Annotated in this window: 13 protein-coding genes; 1 reads left to right on the forward strand and 12 read right to left on the reverse strand. The window is 66.3% G+C overall.

Going from position 1 to position 16,037, the window contains the following annotated elements; genetic code table 11:
* Positions 1–10: 10 nt before the first annotated feature.
* The 6 genes from DJ029_RS07455 to DJ029_RS07480 are packed head-to-tail and all read right to left on the reverse strand — an operon-like array spanning position 11 to position 5,862.
* The gene (locus DJ029_RS07455; RefSeq protein WP_112321717.1) at positions 11–850 is read right to left on the reverse strand and encodes an inositol monophosphatase family protein; all 840 of its coding nucleotides are present in this window, start codon (positions 848–850) and stop codon (positions 11–13) included.
* Positions 850–1,647, reverse strand: coding sequence for a DUF1868 domain-containing protein (locus DJ029_RS07460; protein WP_232823004.1), 798 nt, complete (start codon positions 1,645–1,647; stop codon positions 850–852). Before DJ029_RS07460 ends, DJ029_RS07455 begins: the two co-directional genes overlap by 1 nt.
* Positions 1,647–2,696 carry an ABC transporter ATP-binding protein gene (locus DJ029_RS07465; RefSeq protein WP_112321718.1) on the reverse strand — a complete coding sequence of 350 codons (1,050 nt, stop codon included), beginning with the start codon at positions 2,694–2,696 and terminating at the stop codon, positions 1,647–1,649. The genes DJ029_RS07460 and DJ029_RS07465 overlap by 1 nt, the downstream gene beginning before the upstream one ends.
* Positions 2,697–2,698: 2 nt before the next feature.
* Positions 2,699–3,619: a carbohydrate ABC transporter permease gene (locus tag DJ029_RS07470; protein ID WP_112321719.1), complete on the reverse strand. Its 921-nt coding sequence runs from the start codon at positions 3,617–3,619 to the stop codon at positions 2,699–2,701.
* A 5-nt stretch (positions 3,620–3,624) separates the two neighbouring features.
* Positions 3,625–4,506 carry a carbohydrate ABC transporter permease gene (locus DJ029_RS07475; RefSeq protein WP_198671081.1) on the reverse strand — a complete coding sequence of 294 codons (882 nt, stop codon included), beginning with the start codon at positions 4,504–4,506 and terminating at the stop codon, positions 3,625–3,627.
* A gap of 57 nt (positions 4,507–4,563) precedes the next feature.
* Positions 4,564–5,862: an extracellular solute-binding protein gene (locus DJ029_RS07480; protein WP_112322010.1), complete on the reverse strand. Its 1,299-nt coding sequence runs from the start codon at positions 5,860–5,862 to the stop codon at positions 4,564–4,566.
* Between the two features lie 193 nt (positions 5,863–6,055).
* On the opposite strand from DJ029_RS07480, the gene DJ029_RS07485 reads away from it, so the two are divergent.
* Positions 6,056–7,234, forward strand: a complete 1,179-nt coding sequence (locus tag DJ029_RS07485) for an ROK family transcriptional regulator (RefSeq protein ID WP_112321721.1) — start codon at positions 6,056–6,058, stop codon at positions 7,232–7,234.
* Here DJ029_RS07485 and DJ029_RS07490 read toward each other — a convergent pair.
* The 6 genes from DJ029_RS07490 to DJ029_RS07515 all read right to left on the reverse strand — a co-directional run bounded on the left by DJ029_RS07490 (position 7,215) and on the right by DJ029_RS07515 (position 15,949).
* Complete coding sequence (locus tag DJ029_RS07490; RefSeq protein WP_112321722.1) at positions 7,215–8,594, reverse strand: sugar porter family MFS transporter; 1,380 nt, start codon at positions 8,592–8,594, stop codon at positions 7,215–7,217. The two genes, DJ029_RS07485 and DJ029_RS07490, sit on opposite strands and share 20 nt — an antisense overlap.
* Entirely contained in the window at positions 8,591–9,925 is a 1,335-nt protein-coding gene (locus tag DJ029_RS07495; protein ID WP_157966293.1) for a sugar porter family MFS transporter, read from the reverse strand. Before DJ029_RS07495 ends, DJ029_RS07490 begins: the two co-directional genes overlap by 4 nt.
* Before the next feature lies 1 nt (position 9,926).
* A complete protein-coding gene (locus DJ029_RS07500; RefSeq protein WP_112321724.1) occupies positions 9,927–11,435 on the reverse strand; it encodes an FAD-dependent oxidoreductase in 1,509 nt (502 codons plus the stop codon).
* Positions 11,436–11,449: 14 nt separating this feature from the next.
* Positions 11,450–12,760: a DegT/DnrJ/EryC1/StrS family aminotransferase gene (locus DJ029_RS07505; protein WP_112321725.1), complete on the reverse strand. Its 1,311-nt coding sequence runs from the start codon at positions 12,758–12,760 to the stop codon at positions 11,450–11,452.
* Positions 12,761–13,077: 317 nt separating this feature from the next.
* Positions 13,078–14,700 carry a serine hydrolase gene (locus tag DJ029_RS07510; protein ID WP_112321726.1) on the reverse strand — a complete coding sequence of 541 codons (1,623 nt, stop codon included), beginning with the start codon at positions 14,698–14,700 and terminating at the stop codon, positions 13,078–13,080.
* Positions 14,701–14,764: 64 nt separating this feature from the next.
* Positions 14,765–15,949, reverse strand: a complete 1,185-nt coding sequence (locus DJ029_RS07515) for a hypothetical protein (RefSeq protein ID WP_112321727.1) — start codon at positions 15,947–15,949, stop codon at positions 14,765–14,767.
* Between the last annotated feature and the right edge of the window lie 88 nt (positions 15,950–16,037).

Here is a 16,037-nt window from a genome sequence, read left to right on the forward strand (position 1 = left end):
TTGGGGCCGGTCAGCTCGGGCTGTGAAGGAACAAGAAGTCCTCGCGCAACGCCTCCCACTGCTGGCGTGAGCGCGCCGCCAGAAGGTAGCCGGTTTGCAGCGCTGCGCTGTATGGCTGCCCGTCGGCAAGCATGGCGGCGTAGCCACCGGCTTCGCGGTAGATCAACTCTCCGGCCGCGTGATCCCAGGGTTTCGGCGTACCAGAGAGCGAAAAATCGACGTGCCCTTCGGCCAGCAGCCAGTATTCGTGGCAGGAGCAGCGGAAGGACATGATGCGGTCATAGCGTTCCAGCAACGGCCCGACCCGGCTGCGCAGGCGCTTGGGGAACAGGAAGATGGGCACGAAACCGTTCGTGCCCCGTGCCTCCGGATCGATCGACAGGCGGCGCCGCGCGCCATCCGGCGTGCAGTGAAAGGCGCCCTGCCCCGCGCGCGCGGCGAGCCAGGCGTCGGTGATCGGGTCATAGTGCAGGCCAAGGACCGTCCGCCCGCCCTGCACGACGCTGAGGATGATGCCGAACAGCGGCAGGCCCCTGGCGAAGTTCCACGTGCCGTCGACCGGATCCACGATCACCGCCAGGTCGGCCCCGCCCAGCAGGTCCAGAAGCCCGGGGTCTGCACTGGCGGCTTCCTCGCCCACCACCAGCGCGCTCGGCAGGATGCCCGCAAGCGCTTCAGTAAGACGCCGCTCCGACGCCTTGTCGGCGATCGTGACAAGGTCGTTCTCGTTCGTCTTGGTTTCGATCGACGCGGCCGGCAGGCTTCTAAAGTGCGGCAGGATATCGAGGCGCGCGGTTTCGCGGACGAGCGCGACGAGGCGATCCTCCAGATCCTGATCGACCTTTGGCATCACGTATGACCTTCCCTGCCCGATTGCGCCTGGTCACCTTCTACATGATTGTTTCCGAGATAGAGAACAGGTTCAAAATGATGCATGTTCTCGAAGTCGCACAGCTCGCAGGGGCCGATCTCGATCTCGGGCACCTCGGCTGCAAACGCGCTGCCAAGTTCGTCACTGAAAGCCACCATTTCCCGCGCCATCGCATCGTCGACCCAGCGCAGCTGGTAGGCCAGCGAGACGTGGAACACGTAGCTATCGAAGTCGCGGGGCACCAGGCCGCTGGCGTCACGCATCGCGATCCGGGCGTCGCGCAAGCGCCGCTCTTCTTCGTCGTCGGCACCGCAGACCGTCAGGCTGTGAAGCCCGAACAGCCCGTCGGGGCGAATCCGGAAGCGTTGCGGCAGGGTCAGCCCATCGAACTTGCGGCGCAGCACGTCGGTCGTGCCATCGCGGGTGGCATCCCGGGGCACCCCCTCGGGCCAGGCGTTTTCATCGGGCAGGAAGGGCGACCAGCCCTGGAAGACCGTCATGTGGAAACTGTCAGCCGGCAGGTAGGTGAACAGCCCGCCGAACGCGCTGCGGCGCACTTTGTCCTGCAACTCTGCCAAGAGCGCATGCGCGGGCGACGTGCGGTCGAGATGGCACAGGACGGTGTTTCCGGGCCAGTGGCGGACCTTCCCGTCAAGGTCGAACTTGCCGCCGCCCCCCTCGGGCGAGATCGCCTTGGGAAGCGCCGTTCCGGCGGACCGGCCTGTCAGCGTTTCAACCGGGTCCGGGCGGCGGGGGAACATGTCTTTTCGAAGCATCAGTTGATCCTTTGTTGCGTTTCGGGATCGAACAGGTGGACGGCATCGGGGGGGATATGCAGGAACACCTCGCTGCTGTCCGCGTTCGCCCCGCCTTGGCTGGTCGAGAGGCGCATCTGCTCGCCGCTGTCGAGCTGGACCAGCAGGATGTGATGTGAGCCGAGGTCCTCGCGATACAGCACCTGCGCTTTCAGCCCAGCGTCGCTGAGTTCGATCCGTTCCGGGCGCACACCGGCCAGGACCTCGCCCTCATGCGCCACGGTCGTCATAGGGGTGCCGCTGGCAAGGCACAGGTTGCCACCCTCGCCCCGCGCCTTCAGCAGGTTCATGGCCGGGGCCCCGATGAACTCGGCGACAAAGGTGGTCCGGGGACGGTGGTAGATTTCGCCCGGCGTGGCGAATTGCTCGATCTGGCCTTCGTTGAGGATCAGGATCCTGTCAGCCAGGGTCATCGCCTCCACCTGGTCATGGGTGACGAAGACGCTGGTCGCGCCGATGCGCTTGTGCAGGTTCGACAGTTCGATCCGCATGTCGTTGCGCAGCTTCGCATCCAGGTTCGACAACGGCTCATCAAACAGAAGCACACCCGGTTCACGCACGATGGCGCGCGCGATGGCGACCCGCTGGCGCTGCCCGCCCGACAGCTGGCTCGGCCGCCGGTCGAGGTAGCCCTCAAGGCCTGCAATCCGCGCCACGGCTGCAATCCGCTCGACCCGCTCGGCCTTGCGGACCTTTGCGAGCTTCAGCGAATAGCCGATGTTGTCGGCGACGCTCATATGCGGATAGAGCGCGTAGTTCTGGAACACCATGGCGCAGCCCCGGTCCTTCGCCGGGACGTTCTGCACCTCGCGCGCGCCGAAAAGCAGGCGGCCGCTGGTCACCTCCTCCAGGCCTGCCAGCATGTTCAGCAGCGTGGACTTGCCACAGCCCGAAGGGCCGAGGATCACGGTGAACTCGCCCGCCTCGAACTGCGCGGACAGGCCGGGGATCACCTCGACCCTGTCGTAGCGCTTGGTCACGTTGTCGATGGTAATGCGTGTTCCGGTCATGGTCATTTTTCCGAAAGGTTGAGCCCGCGGACGATCTGGCGCTGCATGAGCCCGATGAGCAGAACGGGGATGAAGGAAACGAACAGCGCACCCGCCATCAGCATCGGCACGTCCGGGATCCGGTCCGGATCGGTATTGGCCAGCCGCGCCAGCCCAACGACGGCGGGCTGCGCGTCCGGCGTCGACGCCGCGATCAGCGGCCAGAGGTAAGCGGTCCAGCCGCCGATGAACCAGAACATGAAGGTGGCGACCAGCGGCGTCCAGGACAGAGGCAACAGGATGTCGATCATGAACCGGATCGGCCCGGCCCCGTCCATCGTCGCCGCGCGCGGCAGGTCCTTCGGCAGACTCATGAAGAATTGGCGATAGATGAAGACCGAGGTGCTGGAGGTGGCGATCGGCGCGGCGACGCCGATGTAGCTGTCGAGCAGGCTGTATTCCAGGTACGGGCGGCTGCCGGTCAGACGCTCGATCAGCGCATCAAGGCCCGTCCAGCCCAGCAGCCAGTTGATCGGCATCAGCACGTTCGCGACGACCTGGTAGGTGGTGATCACGATCAGCTCCAGCGGCAGCATCACGGTGACGATTGTGATCGCGAAGATCACGGTGTTGAGGCGCGACTTGTAGAACACCAGCGCGAAGGTTGCCGTGAAAGCAAAGGCGCATTTGATGAAGGCCACCAGCAGAGAGATGACGACCGAGTTCCAAAGCTGTGCCGGCAGGCGCGTCTCGAACAGGACATGGGCGAAGTTTTCCCAGAAGTGATCGCTGACGCGCAGGCGGATGCCGCCGCCGCTGACGAACTCCTCGTAGGACAGCGTCGCGGTCAGGAAGGCGATCACGATTGGCGCGAGGATGAACAGGATGCCCGCGATCATGATCCCGGTGGCGACGACGTTGACGGTGCGTGTGCGTTCGATCATCGCCCTCACCTCTCGTACTTGACGTGCTTTTCCAGCCGGAACTGGAGCAGCACCATGATGCCGACGAAAAGGATCAGCAGCGCGGTCTGTGTCGCGGCACCTGACAGGTCATAGGCTTTGAACCCGTCGACGTAGATCTTGTAGATCAGCAACGTCGTGGCCCCGCCCGGCCCGCCCTGGGTCATTGTGTCGATCAGGCCGAACGCCTCGACGATGGTTCCGACGAATTCCAGCACGAAGGTCAGGAAGAGCTGCGGCGTCAGCAGCGGCAGCTGGATGTCCCGTATCCGCCGCCACGGCCCGGCCCCGTCCATCGCCGCGGCTTTGGTCAGCGTGTCGGGGATCGCCTGCAGGCCGGACAGCAGAATGATGAAGTTGAACGGAATACCGTTCCAGATCTGCGCAACGAGGATGGTCGCGAAGGCGTCATTGCCGTCGGTCCTGGGGTTCCACACGCCAGGGAAGGCCTCGTTCAGCGGCGCGAATACGCCGAGGAACGGGTCGAAGATGAAGACGAAGACCACCCCGATGGAGGCTCCCGCCACCGCCTTGGGCCAGATGATGATGTTGCGCGCCGCCGATGACAGCCGCAATCCGCGGTCCGCCGCCAGCGCAAGGATCAGCGATATGCCGATGGCAAGCCCGGGTGCGAGCACCATGAAGACAAGCGTGCGGCGCATGGCCGACCAGAACTCCGGGTCCGACAGGACGCGGGCGTAGTTCTGAAACCCGACGAAATCCGAGCCGCCGCCGAAGGGGCGTTCCAGGAAGAAGGACCAAAAGAACGCCAGCCCGACCGGGATGTAGAAGAAGATCACGATGAGGATGAGGATCGGCGCGACCAACAGGGTATAGGTCCAGCCACCGCTGTAGAATCCTTGGCGCATGAGCATTCTCCGTTCTGGGGCGGCAGGCGGCACGAACCGCCTGCCAAAGCTGCTTTATCAGGGAAGGGAGACACCCTGATAAGTTTTCTCGAACCGCCGCAGCAGCTCGTCCCCGCGTTTCGCGGCGTTGTCGAGCGCGACCTGCATGTCCTGCTCACCGTTCAGGGCCTTCGTCACCTCCTCGGTGTAGACGTCGCGAAACTGCACGTAGAAGCCAAGCCGGATGCCGCGGCTGTTCTCGTCCCCGGGCTGGTTGAGCGAGCCGACGCCGACCGCCGCGGTCGCGTATTCCAGCTGGTCGGACTTGTCGCTGGCCAGCAGCGCGGCAAGGGCCGAATTGGTCACCGGCATGTAGCCGGTCCTGCCCGCGAATTCGATCTGCTGGTCGTTCTGGCGCACGAAGTTCAGGAAGGCGCGCGCGGCGTCGTAGTCGGCATCGTCGTGCCCCTGCATGGCCCAGATGGAGCCCCCGCCGATCAGCGTGTTGTGGCGCTGATACCCGTCGTAGATCGGCGGCAGCCCGATCGCGATGGCGTCGCCATGCGCCGGGAAGGCGGCAGCGTAATGCGCGGTCGAGTTTTCGACCATGGCGCATTCCCCGGTGACGAAGGCGTTCTTGCCGCCCGCAACATCCGTCGGCAGGCGGAACAGCCCCTCGTCGCGCCAGGATTGGATGTTCTGCAGATGGGTCGCCACCAGCCCGGTGTTGAAGGTGAATTCCGCATCCAGCCCGCCGTACCCGTTGTTGTTGGACGCGATCGCCTCGCCATGCCGGGCCGAGAATTGTTCGAGCGAGAACCAGGGATGGACGCGCTGCAGCACCGGACACTCATGCCCATTGTCCTTCAGCTTGCGCGCAACCGTGACGACGTCTTCATAGGTTTGCGGGATCTCCGAGACGCCAACGTCGCCGAGCATGTCCATGTTGGCATAGAAGATCAGCGTAGACCCGTTGTAGGGCTGGGAGAAAAGCTCGCCGGTCGACGTTTCGTAGAAGGAGCGCGCGCCGACGACATAATCGTCCCAGTCGACGTCCGACATCAGGTCCTGAACCGAGCGGACCGCGCCGGACAACATCAGGTCCAGCGTGCCGGCGTCGAAGAACTGGATCAGTACCGGATGCTGGCTTGAACGGTACGCCGCGATCGCCTTTTGCATCGCCGGCTCGTAGCCGCCCTGGCCGACGCAGCTCACCACATGCTCGGACTGCGCCGCGTTGAAGGCCGCGCACTGGGCCTGGATCGCCTCTTCCACGGCGCCCGTGTTGCCGTACCAGAACTCGATTTCGGCCGAGTGCGCGGCGCTTGCCGCAAAAGCAGCCGCGGCCAGACCGGCTGCGTACAGGGTCGATTTCATGACTTTCTCCTCCGCTTCCATGGGGTTCTTCTTCGCTTCCGTGATGCAGCTCATCACACCCCTTTAATACACTTAATGTGTGACAAAGAGATGACCGATGCAAGATTTCTTTCCATAACCGCCCGATTCAGCGGGCAAACCACGGGAAAACAAGGCTTTGACCCGATGTCGGCAAGCAGGTATTCTTCACTTTATGCGTAGAAACCAAAGCGACCCGCCCTATGATCCGACCCGGCTGATTCCTGCCCGCTTCCATTCGGAGTCCGCGCGCCAGGGCGTCGTCTCGGCGAATGAGCGCACGGTGCTGCAACTGGTTCGCAGGCAGCCCGGGATCCAACGCTCCGCCCTGACGGCGCGTATGGACCTGACCCAGCAGTCGATCCACAGGATCGTGGACGGGCTGACGACGCGCGGATTGCTCTGCCTTGGCGACCCGCAACCCCGCACCGGGCGCGGCCAGCCAAGCCCGACGCTGTACCTGAACCCGGACTATGCCGTGTGCGCCGGGATCGCCATCGACACGGACGCGATCACGCTGTCGCTGCTCAGCTTCGACGGCAAGGTCCTGTCGAGCGATCAGCTCCCCAACCCCGGTGGCGCGGTGGACGCGGCGCTGGCGCTGATCTCCGACAGGCTGGAACAACGTCTCGGCGCACTCTCCCATGGCCGCGACAGGTTGTTCGGCATCGGCATGGCGATCCCCGGCTTCCTGGAAGGCGGCACGACCTACAACACCCCCCTGCCGCTGATCGAATGGTCACGGCTGGAACTGGGGCCCTACCTGTCGGCCAAGCTCGGCTGTCCAGTGTGGACCGGCAATATCTCCAACGCTGCGGCCGTGTGCGAGACCATGCTCGGACTTGGCCGGCATCTCGGCAGTTTCGCCTATCTGTCCTTCGATTTCGGCTTCGGCGGCGCCGTGGTCCTGGACGGAGAGCTCTGGCGCGGCGCCCATGGCAATGCGGGCGAGCTGAGCGCCATGTTCGACGTCGACGAGATGGGCACGCGGCCCGCGCTCGAATACCTGCTGACCCGCCTGACGGCGAACGGCGTCGCGGTGACCTCGGTCAGAGACCTGCGAGAGCGCTTCGATCCGGCCTGGCCCGGCGTCGAGGATTGGATCGAGGCGACGATGCCGACGCTGAACCGCACCGTCAACTCGATCTACGCGATCCTCGACCCCGACGCGATCGTGTTCGGCGGCCATATCCCGAAGCGGCTGGCCGAAGACCTGATCTCGCGCGTCACACTGGTGCGCAAGCCGCGGCACGGCCGACTGATGAAAACGCCCCGCCTTCTGGCGTCGGACCTGAACCTGGACGCCCCCGGCGTCGGGGCGGCCGTGATGCCCTTCAAGGCCGTCTTTTTCTGAACGCCTGGCTGCCGCCGAGGTCGCGCAGGCACGCGCCGCCCAGCACGTTGGCCTCGATCTCGGCCAGGTTCCGGCCCTTTGTTTCCGGCAGCCAGATGAGCGACAGGCACATGGCCAGGCCGCAGACCGCCGCGAAGAACAGGAAGACCCCGGTAAGCCCGATCGCCGAAACGCCGGAGAGGAAGAAGAACGCCACCAGCGCGTTGAACAGCCAGCTTGTGGCCGAGGCGATGGCGATGCCGCTTTCGCGGATCTCGCCCGGGACAAGCTCGGACATCACCACGTAGGGCAATGGGCCGAGGCTGATCGCAAAGGCGGCGGTGAAGATCAGCAGACCGGCCAGGCCGAGGATCGGCATTGCAAACGTATTGGCCAGGACAACCCCCAACAGCCCGATCATCATCACCAGCGCCCCGAAAATGGCCAGCGGGCGGCGGCCCAGCCGGTCGACCATGGCGATGGCGATGACCGTGGCAACCAGGTTGACCAGGCCCAGCCCGAAGGTCGCGCCAAGGGCCGCGGGCCCCGGCGCGTAGCCAAGTTCAACGAAGATCGTCGGCGCGTAGTACAGGATGCCATCGATCCCGCTCAGGTTCTGCAGGACGAACAAGGCGCAGCACAGGCCCACGACCGCCAGTGTCGAGCCCTTGCGAAGCTGGTTCAGGCTGACCCCGCTTGCGGGCACCGTGCCACCTGCCTGAACACTGCGCACCACCCCAAGGGCGCGGGCGGCCGCATCGGCCTGCCCGGCGCGCCCCACCGTCTCCAGCCAGACCGGGCTTTCCGGCACGGAGCTCAGCACCAGCAACCCGACCAAGGGAATTACACCGCCCAGCCCGATGCCCAGCGCCCATTTCGCCGGATCGCCGATGGCCAGCGGGACGGCATAGGCGAGCAGGATTCCCATGGTCACCGCAAGCTGGAAGACCGCGACGACGCCGCCGCGGGTCCTCGCCGGGGTCGCTTCGCCCGCGTACATCGGGCCGACCATCGAACACAGGCCGACCGCGAACCCGATCAGGACCCGCGCCACTACGAACGCGACCAGGTCGGGCTGGCCAAGGACGATACCGTATCCCGCCGCCGCAAGGCAGAAGGCCGCCAGCAGGACCACGCGCCGCCCGTATTTGCGCGCCAGCGGCCCCGCCGCAATCGCGCCTAGGAAGCAGAAGACCACAAGCTCGACGGTCAGCTTTTCCTTTCCCGCCGTATCCAGCGTGAAAACCAGGCCGATCTCGTCCAGCCAGCCGGCCATGCCGGCGGTACTGAAGCCGAACAGCAACCCCGCGCAGGCGGTCAGGCAGGCCACCCGCGCGGTTGCAAAGGGCAGCCGAAGGTGCTCGGCCGGCAGGACGGTCATGCAGGCGCTTCGCGGTAGCGCAACTCGATCTCCTCAAGGGTGACGCCCTTGGTTTCCGGCGCATAGACCCAGCTGAACACCGCGCCCGTCGCGCAGAACGCGGCGAAGATCGCGAATGTCGCCGGGGCGCCGAAATGAGCGACAACCACGGGGAATCCGAAGACCACCGCGAAATTGCAGGCCCAGTTCGCGACCGAGGCCAGCGCCATGCCGCGACTGCGCAGCGCCAGGGGGAAAAGCTCGGACATGTAGAGCCAGGGCAGCGGCCCGAGGCTGACGGCGAAGAACGCGATATAGGCGAACAGCCCGAACAGCCCCAGCGGGGCCAGGTCCGGCCGATCCGGCTGCGTGGCATAGGCGATGACCACTAGGCTGATCGCCGTGCCAACGAACCCGAGGATGAACAGCGGGCGGCGCCCGAAGCGGTCGACAACGCCCATCGCGACAAGGGTCATCAGCACGTTGACGACGCCGATGCCCACGGTTGCCATCAATTGCGTGCCCGTGCCTTCGAACCCCGCATGGCCCAGGATCGTCGGCGCGTAGTAGATGACGGCGTTGATCCCGCTGACCTGCTGGAAGACGAAGGCCAGCATGGTGAAGATCAGCACCGGGCGGACACTGTCGGACAGGAAGTCCCCCCAGTTCCGCGCGGAGCCGGCTGCGGCCTGGGATTGCGCGATCTCCTCGATGATATGGTCTGTCTCTGCCGCGCTCAGCTGCGGCTGGATCTGCGAGATGACCGCCCGCGCCTCGTCAGAGCGGCCCCGCATGGTCAGCCAGCGGGGGCTTTCCGGCGACATGGCGATCCCGACAAGCGACGCGATCGCCGGAATGACCCCGAGCAGCAGCATCAGGCGCCACGCCCCGAAGGGTTCGAGCGCCAGGTCCATCAGGTAGGACAGAAGGATGCCGAGGGTGATCATCAGCTGGAAGGACGACACCACCGCGCCCCGGTACCTTGCCGGGGCGAGTTCGGCCAGGAACATCGGCGCGGCCAGCGCCGAGGCGCCGATCGCCACGCCCAGCAACAGGCGCGCGGCCACCAGCATCCCCAGCCCCCCGGACAGGCCGCTGGCCGCCGCGCCGACGATGAACAGGACGGAGCACAGGATCAGCACCATCCGCCGACCAAGCCAGTCTGCCGTCGCGGCCGAAAGCACCGCCCCGGCGACCGCGCCCAGGGGAACGGCGGCTGTCATGAACCCCTCCCCCGTGACGGAGATCTGGAAGGCCGCCGTGATCAGGGGCAGCGCGCCCGCGATCACACCTTCGTCGAAACCGAAGAGCAGACCGAACAGCGCGGCAAGCGTGACGAGGCGGAACAGCATCTCAGCGCTCCCCCGTCGCGGTGCCCGACAGGCGCGCGAAGACGCCTTCGGCATGGCGCAGCGACCAGGCGGTGATCGTCAGGTAGCTGTTGGCCGACCCTTGCGAGGGCCAGGCCGCGGCATCGGCGACGGACAGGTTCGGCAGCGCCCAGAACCGGCCATAGGTGTCGGTGACGCCCGCGCCTTCCTGTTGTGACATGCGCAGGCCGCCGATTTCGTGCAGCGCCGCGCCCAGGGGATTGACATGCGTGCGCACGAGGTCGGCATCGATCGCCTCGGCCACCTGCGGCAGGAAAACCTCCATCTCGGCCAGGACGCGGTTGTCCGCCGCGCTGCGCTCGGCGACGACGGCGAATTTGCCCATGTCACCGCGCCCGGCGCCGGCGTCATCTGTCAGCGTCACCTCGTTGCTTTCCGAGGGTTCGCCCACCCCGAAGCAATAGGCCAGCAGGTACAGCCCGTCGGGATCGCAATCCAGCCAAACCGTCGCGTGGTAGGGGGTGTACCATGTCTCCGTGAAGGGCCCCTGGATCTGGATGTGATAGGGCCGATCCGCCGTGGGGGGCACGAAGGCGTAGATCGGCTCATCCAGCGGCTTTCGCAGCTTCAGCAGTCCCTGGATGAACTGGTGATCGGCGACATGGGTGCCCACATGGGGATGCAGATCCTTCAGGCCCGAGGCGAGCGCGAGCCGCGTCGACTGGATCGCGCCGCCGGCGAAGGTGTAGTGGCGGGCGCGCAAGCGAAGCTCCGCCCCGCCGGCGGCGGGCGCGGCAATCAGCCCGCTCACCCGGCCATCCGCATGCTCGACACGGTTGGCGACCGTATCGGGCACCAGCACGATCCGCCCGGGGGCCACGGTTTCCGATAGCAGGCCGCTGCGCACCAGCCGGTCGGCGGCGCAATCGAACCCGCGCGGGATGTAGCCGTTGCGTACCTCCTGCGTGTCGACGCCGAGCGATGCATCCTCCGCCCCGATACCGGCGGCGTTCAGGCGTGCCAGCAGGCCCGTCTGCGACTCGCTTCGGAAGAAGGGCGCGCGCGTGGTATGCGGGCCGGAGACATGCATCAGCGCCTCGGCCCGTTCGTAGTAGGGATCGAAAGCCTCATGCGACAGCGGCCAGTCGGCGAAATCCCACTCGGTGAAGCGCGGCGTGCATCCGCCCCAGAAAAGCGTCCGCCCGCCGACCGCGGACCAGGCGTCATTGTTCCGCTCCGGCGGCGTCCCGGTTTCGTACTGCGCGCGATCCGTCCAGGCGGTGCGATAGCGCACGAGGTCATGGACCTTCGGCGTCAGGTCGCTGCGGCTGCGGAACGGGGACGAGCCGACATGCGTGGACATGACCAGCGGTCCCGCCTCCAGAATCACGACGGAAAGCCCCTTTCCGGCAAGCTCGATGGCGCTGGTCACCCCGGCGGTGCCGGAACCGACGACGAGCACGTCGATCCCGGCTTCAGATGTGGCAACGGTGGAAAGGTCGGCGGTCAGGACGTTGGAAAGGGGGTGCATTGCGTGAAAATCCGTCAGTTGAAATAAGCGGTTGCGACCTTGTGGAAGGCCTGGATGACGTCCTCGACATCGGCGTCGCTCAGGTTGGAGGCGATCGCCAGCAGCCCGGAGCGGTCATGCAGGTCGTCACAGACCGGCAGGGCGCCGCGGCGGTAGTCCAACTGCCCGGCGAAATCATTCGCCGGATGACTCCAGGGAAAACCGTCGCGGCTGTTTGAGCGTTTCCCGGTCAGGCTCGGGATGTTGAAGTACCAGTGCAGGCCCCAGGCCTGCATCGGCAGACAGCTGAGCGAGCCTTCGGGGCCGTGGATGCCCTCGGCCCGCAGCGCGGCCATGAACCGCGAACACATCTCGCGATCCTCGAAGGTCATGATCATGAAGGGGCCGCTGTCGCCCTTGGGATCGGGGACCTCGCGAAGCTGGATCTGCGGAAACTCTTTCAGCGCGGCGCGGATGCGCCATTTGGCCTGGCGCATGGCCGCGGTGATCAGCGGCAGCTTGCGCAGCTGCGCCAGCGCCATGGCCCCGGCCAGGTCCGACATGCGCGCGCCCATCCCCCAGAGCTGGCAGGTCACATCGCTGGTATCCAGCCGCCCCCCCGAGTCCCGGGCATAACCGAGGTCATGCAGCGAGACGATCCGCCGGAACAGGGAGTCATCGCTGCACGCGATCATGCCCCCGTCGCCGGAGGTCATGTTCTTGTTCAGCTGGAAGCTGAAGGTCGCGATGTCGCCGAAACACCCGACCGGCGTTCCGTGCCGGCTGGCCCCGGCGGCCTGGGCGCAATCCTCGATCAAGGGGATGCCGCGGCACTGGGCGATCTCGGCGATCTCGGCCACGTGGCCGGGTGCGCCGCTCATGTGCACCAGCAGGACCGCGCGGCTGCGGCTGTTGATCTTGCGCGCAAGATCGGCGGGATCCATGCAGAAGGTCGCGTCGATATCGACCAGCCTTGGGATCGCGCCGGCGCGGACGATGGCGGAAATGCAGCTCACCCACATGTAGCCGGGAACCAGCACCTCGTCGCCCGGGCCGATCTCCAACGCGGACAGGGCGATGGTCAGGGCGGCGGTGCCCGACGACACGGCCAGCGCGTGCGGCCTTCCGAGCATGTCGGACCATTCCCGCTCCAACGTTTCGACCATCTTCTGCGGGTCGGGGCCATAGAAGCGAAACGGGCTCTGGGCGCGCACCACACGGTCGACGAGCGCGCGCTCCTCCTCCCCGATCCAATGAGCGCCGGGCAGTTCCCAGGGCAGTGGCGTGGTGCGGACGGGGGTGCCGCCGTCAATCGCGAGGCAGGTGTCGTAATTCTTGAGTGTCATGGGGGCAGGCATCTTCTTCTCGGTTCGGGCCGTACCAGGCAGCGCGGCGCGGCTGCCCACTGCGCCTGGGGGCGCCGGGACAGGTTCGGTTTGGGGACTGGCACGGTTTTTCCGGTGCTATCCCACGGAAATACCAAGAATTCCGCCATTTCTCACCGATCCGCGATTGTTGACTGGCTGCCGATTTTGTTGCGAGTCCCCACCCCGGTGTCCGGCGGCGGCCCCGCCTGCGCCTGTACCAGGCGCCCCATCAACGGATGGGGCGCCCGAGCGGTTAGCTGCCCGGGAAAGGGCGCTCGGGTCCGGGGGGTCCGCGCCTATTCCTGGCGGCGGAAAAGGCCCAATCCCTCGCCGTCGAGATGCTCGACCCGCATCTCGAGCGGCACACCCGAAGCCCCGGTGCCGAAGGACACCCGCGATACGGAGCCGGCCGGCTGGTTTTCGGTCATCGGGTGGACGACGAAACTGTCCCCGTCCCAATGGGTCATCCGCAAAGCCTCGGCCCGGGGGCCGACACTCAGCACCAGACCGTCTTCGGTTTCCGAGACGGTCGCCGGGCCGAAATAGGTATTCTCGTAACGCCCGGCATAGGCCGCCGCCGGTTGCGCCGGTGCGGGATCCGCCAGCGGCGTCGCGCCATGCAGTTCACCGAAGGGGGCTGACAGCGGCGTCATGAACGGGCGGTAAGCCGCCAGCCAGTCACGCTCCGCCACGCCCAACTCCGCACGGTCGAGGAACGTAGCCGAGATCGCCTCGGGCGCGCCGACGGGCAGCGCGTTGCTCAGCACCACGATCCCGAGGTCGAGATCCGGGATCATGCTGAAACTGGCCGAAGCGCCAAGGGCGAAGGCACCGGAATGGCTCAGAACCACGCGGCCCGAGGGCCGGGTGCCGACGTTGAACCCGTAGCCATAGGTGCTCGTGCGTGCGCCCAACTGCATTGAGGATCCGCTGATGGCCTGCGGCGACAGGGCCGGCAGCAACGCCTCCTCGGATACCAGGCGCTCAGGTCCGGCGGTTCCGCCCGCCAGCACCATCCGCATCCAGAGCGCCATGTCCCGAACGCTGGAACTGACGCCCCCGGCCGGGCTTTGCGCGTCGGGCTGGCGGCGGTCGGATACCGCGAAACCGTCACGTTCCGGCACGTGGCTCGCGGCTCGGTTGCTGCGCGCCATGTAATCGGCGTGGCGTGAGCTGGTGGACGTCATGCCGAGCGGCTCGTAAAGCGCCGCTTCCGACAGGCTGGCCCAGTCGGTGCCGGCCGCCGTCGCAACCGCCTCGGCCGCGGCGGTCATGCCGAAGTTGGTATAGGCGTAGTCCAGCCGGAACCGGCCCTTCGGCAGTTGGGAAAGCCGCTCCATGACGGCGCGGCGGTCATAGCCGATATCCTCAAGATCGTCGCCCGCGTGATCGGGCAGGCCGGAGCGGTGCGCATAGAGATCGCCGATAGTGACATGATCGCTGACCCAGTCGTCGCCCATGTCGAACGACGGCAGGTGGCGGCGCACGGGGTCATCCCAGCTGACGCGCCCAGCGCTGACCTGCGTCGCCACGACCGTCGCGCCCAAGGATTTCGAGACGGAGGCCAGCATGAACACCGTATCCGCATCGACCGGCGCATCGCCGTCCACCGAGCGCGTGCCGAAGCCGCGGGCGTAGACCGTTTCGCCCCCCTGCACCACCGCGATGGCAAGGCCGGGGATGCCGGTACGTTCCAACGTCTCGGCAGCCAGGTCGTCAAGCCCGTCGATGGCCGCGTCGATGCGCGCCTGTGGCACGGGGAAAAGCACGGTCAGAGGCGGCGCCGTCGCGGGTTCGGGCAGCGCAAATTGAGGAGTCAGCCCCTCGGCCTGAGCTGGCAGCGCGAGCGCTGGCAGCAGTGCCAGCAACACCGCGGCGGCGCGCAAGAACGGGCGCGGGCCCCGCGCGTCAGAACGCATCGTCACTTCATTCTCTCCTTTCTGGATGGGTCGGCCCCTGCCGGTCGGCAGGAGCCTTGTTTGTTCACCGGGCCTGGAAGGCGATCGGCCACATGAAATCGAGCGGTTTGTACCCTTGGGCGAGGTAGCGCACCACGCCCCCGCTATCGGCCTTGTTGTAGGTCAGGCCAAGCGCGCCGACGGGCACGGAGAAGGGAAAGAACGATTCCGTCTCGGGGTTGTAGGACGCGGTGGCGTGGCAGGTATGGCAGCTCGACTCGAACTCGGTCCAGTAGCGCGGCTGCGCCGTGTTCGGACTGCCCGAGAAATCCTCCATATGCGTATGGCCAAGGATCACCGGCACGTCGCCGTTGCCATCCTCGGTAAAGCGGATCTGGGTTCCGTTCGGGGCGAAACCCTCGAAGCCGAACCCGTCAAGGCCCGCGGTCCGCAGGATCGCGGCGATCCGCTCGTCCGTCAGGGGCGCGCGCTGCGTGCTGAAAATCTCGCGGACATGGGTGACGCCGGGATCGTCGTTGAATTCGAACGTGGTCCAGAACCAGCTCGGATCCTCGCTGTAGAAGGCGTCGCCTGGATCAGCGAGCGGTTGCATCTTCACCATGACATGCAGGCCGCGCCACCAGTATTCGCCGCTGTCGAAGGCGAAGGTCAGCGCCCCTTCCGGCGCGGGGCTGCCCTCGGTCACCTGCAACCACGAGGCTTTCAGCTCGACCGAGCCGACGGGCATGTCGACGTAGTCGTTCTCGGTAAAGAAGGCGGCAACATCGACCTTGGTCGTCAACCCGCTCTGCACAAGATAGTCGTAGCTGACCTTGTTGCGGGTCACTTCCTCGTTGGCGCCGTCGGGGCCGGCGGTGGCGACCCGCCCGGCGAGGATGTCCTTCTTCTCGGCGCTCGGCTCCATCTCGTTGCGCGGGGCGGCGTCGAAATCGAAGGGCATGCGCGAGCGGAAGGTATCCACGTCGGTGGGCCATGCCATCCAGAGCGGCACCTGCCCGCTGTCCGACAGGCCCGCGCCGTCGGGGTCCGCGATCAACTGGTTCACCCGCGCGAAGATCATCCAGGCCAGGACTTCCCGATCCTCGAGCGAGCCATCGAACCCGAAAGAGGCGCAGTCGGCGGCGAATTCCGCGTCCGGCTTCTGCAGCCACCCCTCGCCGGTGCAAGCATCGGTGGCCTGTGCGACAGCGGGCAGCGCTGGCGCGATCAGGCAAGCGGCGGCGGTCAGGAACGTGGCGGGTCTGTGCATCTTTCAGGTTTTCCTTGTCTGTTTCGGTCTGGTTCTCGTTGCCGGATCGCGCGGCCCTGCCAGGCGCGGCGGCTTCCGGTGGCAGCGG

The sequence above is a fragment of the Oceanibium sediminis genome (assembly GCF_003265325.1).
In the GTDB taxonomy this organism is placed as follows: domain Bacteria; phylum Pseudomonadota; class Alphaproteobacteria; order Rhodobacterales; family Rhodobacteraceae; genus Halovulum; species Halovulum sediminis.

Coding starts and splice junctions, on each gene's coding strand:
- DJ029_RS07455 (WP_112321717.1), bottom strand. CDS start 850: ATGCCAAAGGTCGATCAGGATCTGGAGGATCGCCTCGTCGCGCTCGTC.
- DJ029_RS07475 (WP_198671081.1), bottom strand. CDS start 4,506: ATGCGCCAAGGATTCTACAGCGGTGGCTGGACCTATACCCTGTTGGTC.
- DJ029_RS07510 (WP_112321726.1), bottom strand. CDS start 14,700: ATGCGTTCTGACGCGCGGGGCCCGCGCCCGTTCTTGCGCGCCGCCGCG.
- DJ029_RS07490 (WP_112321722.1), bottom strand. CDS start 8,594: ATGACCGTCCTGCCGGCCGAGCACCTTCGGCTGCCCTTTGCAACCGCG.
- DJ029_RS07495 (WP_157966293.1), bottom strand. CDS start 9,925: ATGCTGTTCCGCCTCGTCACGCTTGCCGCGCTGTTCGGTCTGCTCTTC.
- DJ029_RS07515 (WP_112321727.1), bottom strand. CDS start 15,949: ATGCACAGACCCGCCACGTTCCTGACCGCCGCCGCTTGCCTGATCGCG.
- DJ029_RS07500 (WP_112321724.1), bottom strand. CDS start 11,435: ATGCACCCCCTTTCCAACGTCCTGACCGCCGACCTTTCCACCGTTGCC.
- DJ029_RS07485 (WP_112321721.1), top strand. CDS start 6,056: ATGCGTAGAAACCAAAGCGACCCGCCCTATGATCCGACCCGGCTGATT.
- DJ029_RS07465 (WP_112321718.1), bottom strand. CDS start 2,696: ATGACCGGAACACGCATTACCATCGACAACGTGACCAAGCGCTACGAC.
- DJ029_RS07505 (WP_112321725.1), bottom strand. CDS start 12,760: ATGACACTCAAGAATTACGACACCTGCCTCGCGATTGACGGCGGCACC.
- DJ029_RS07480 (WP_112322010.1), bottom strand. CDS start 5,862: ATGAAATCGACCCTGTACGCAGCCGGTCTGGCCGCGGCTGCTTTTGCG.
- DJ029_RS07470 (WP_112321719.1), bottom strand. CDS start 3,619: ATGATCGAACGCACACGCACCGTCAACGTCGTCGCCACCGGGATCATG.
- DJ029_RS07460 (WP_232823004.1), bottom strand. CDS start 1,647: ATGCTTCGAAAAGACATGTTCCCCCGCCGCCCGGACCCGGTTGAAACG.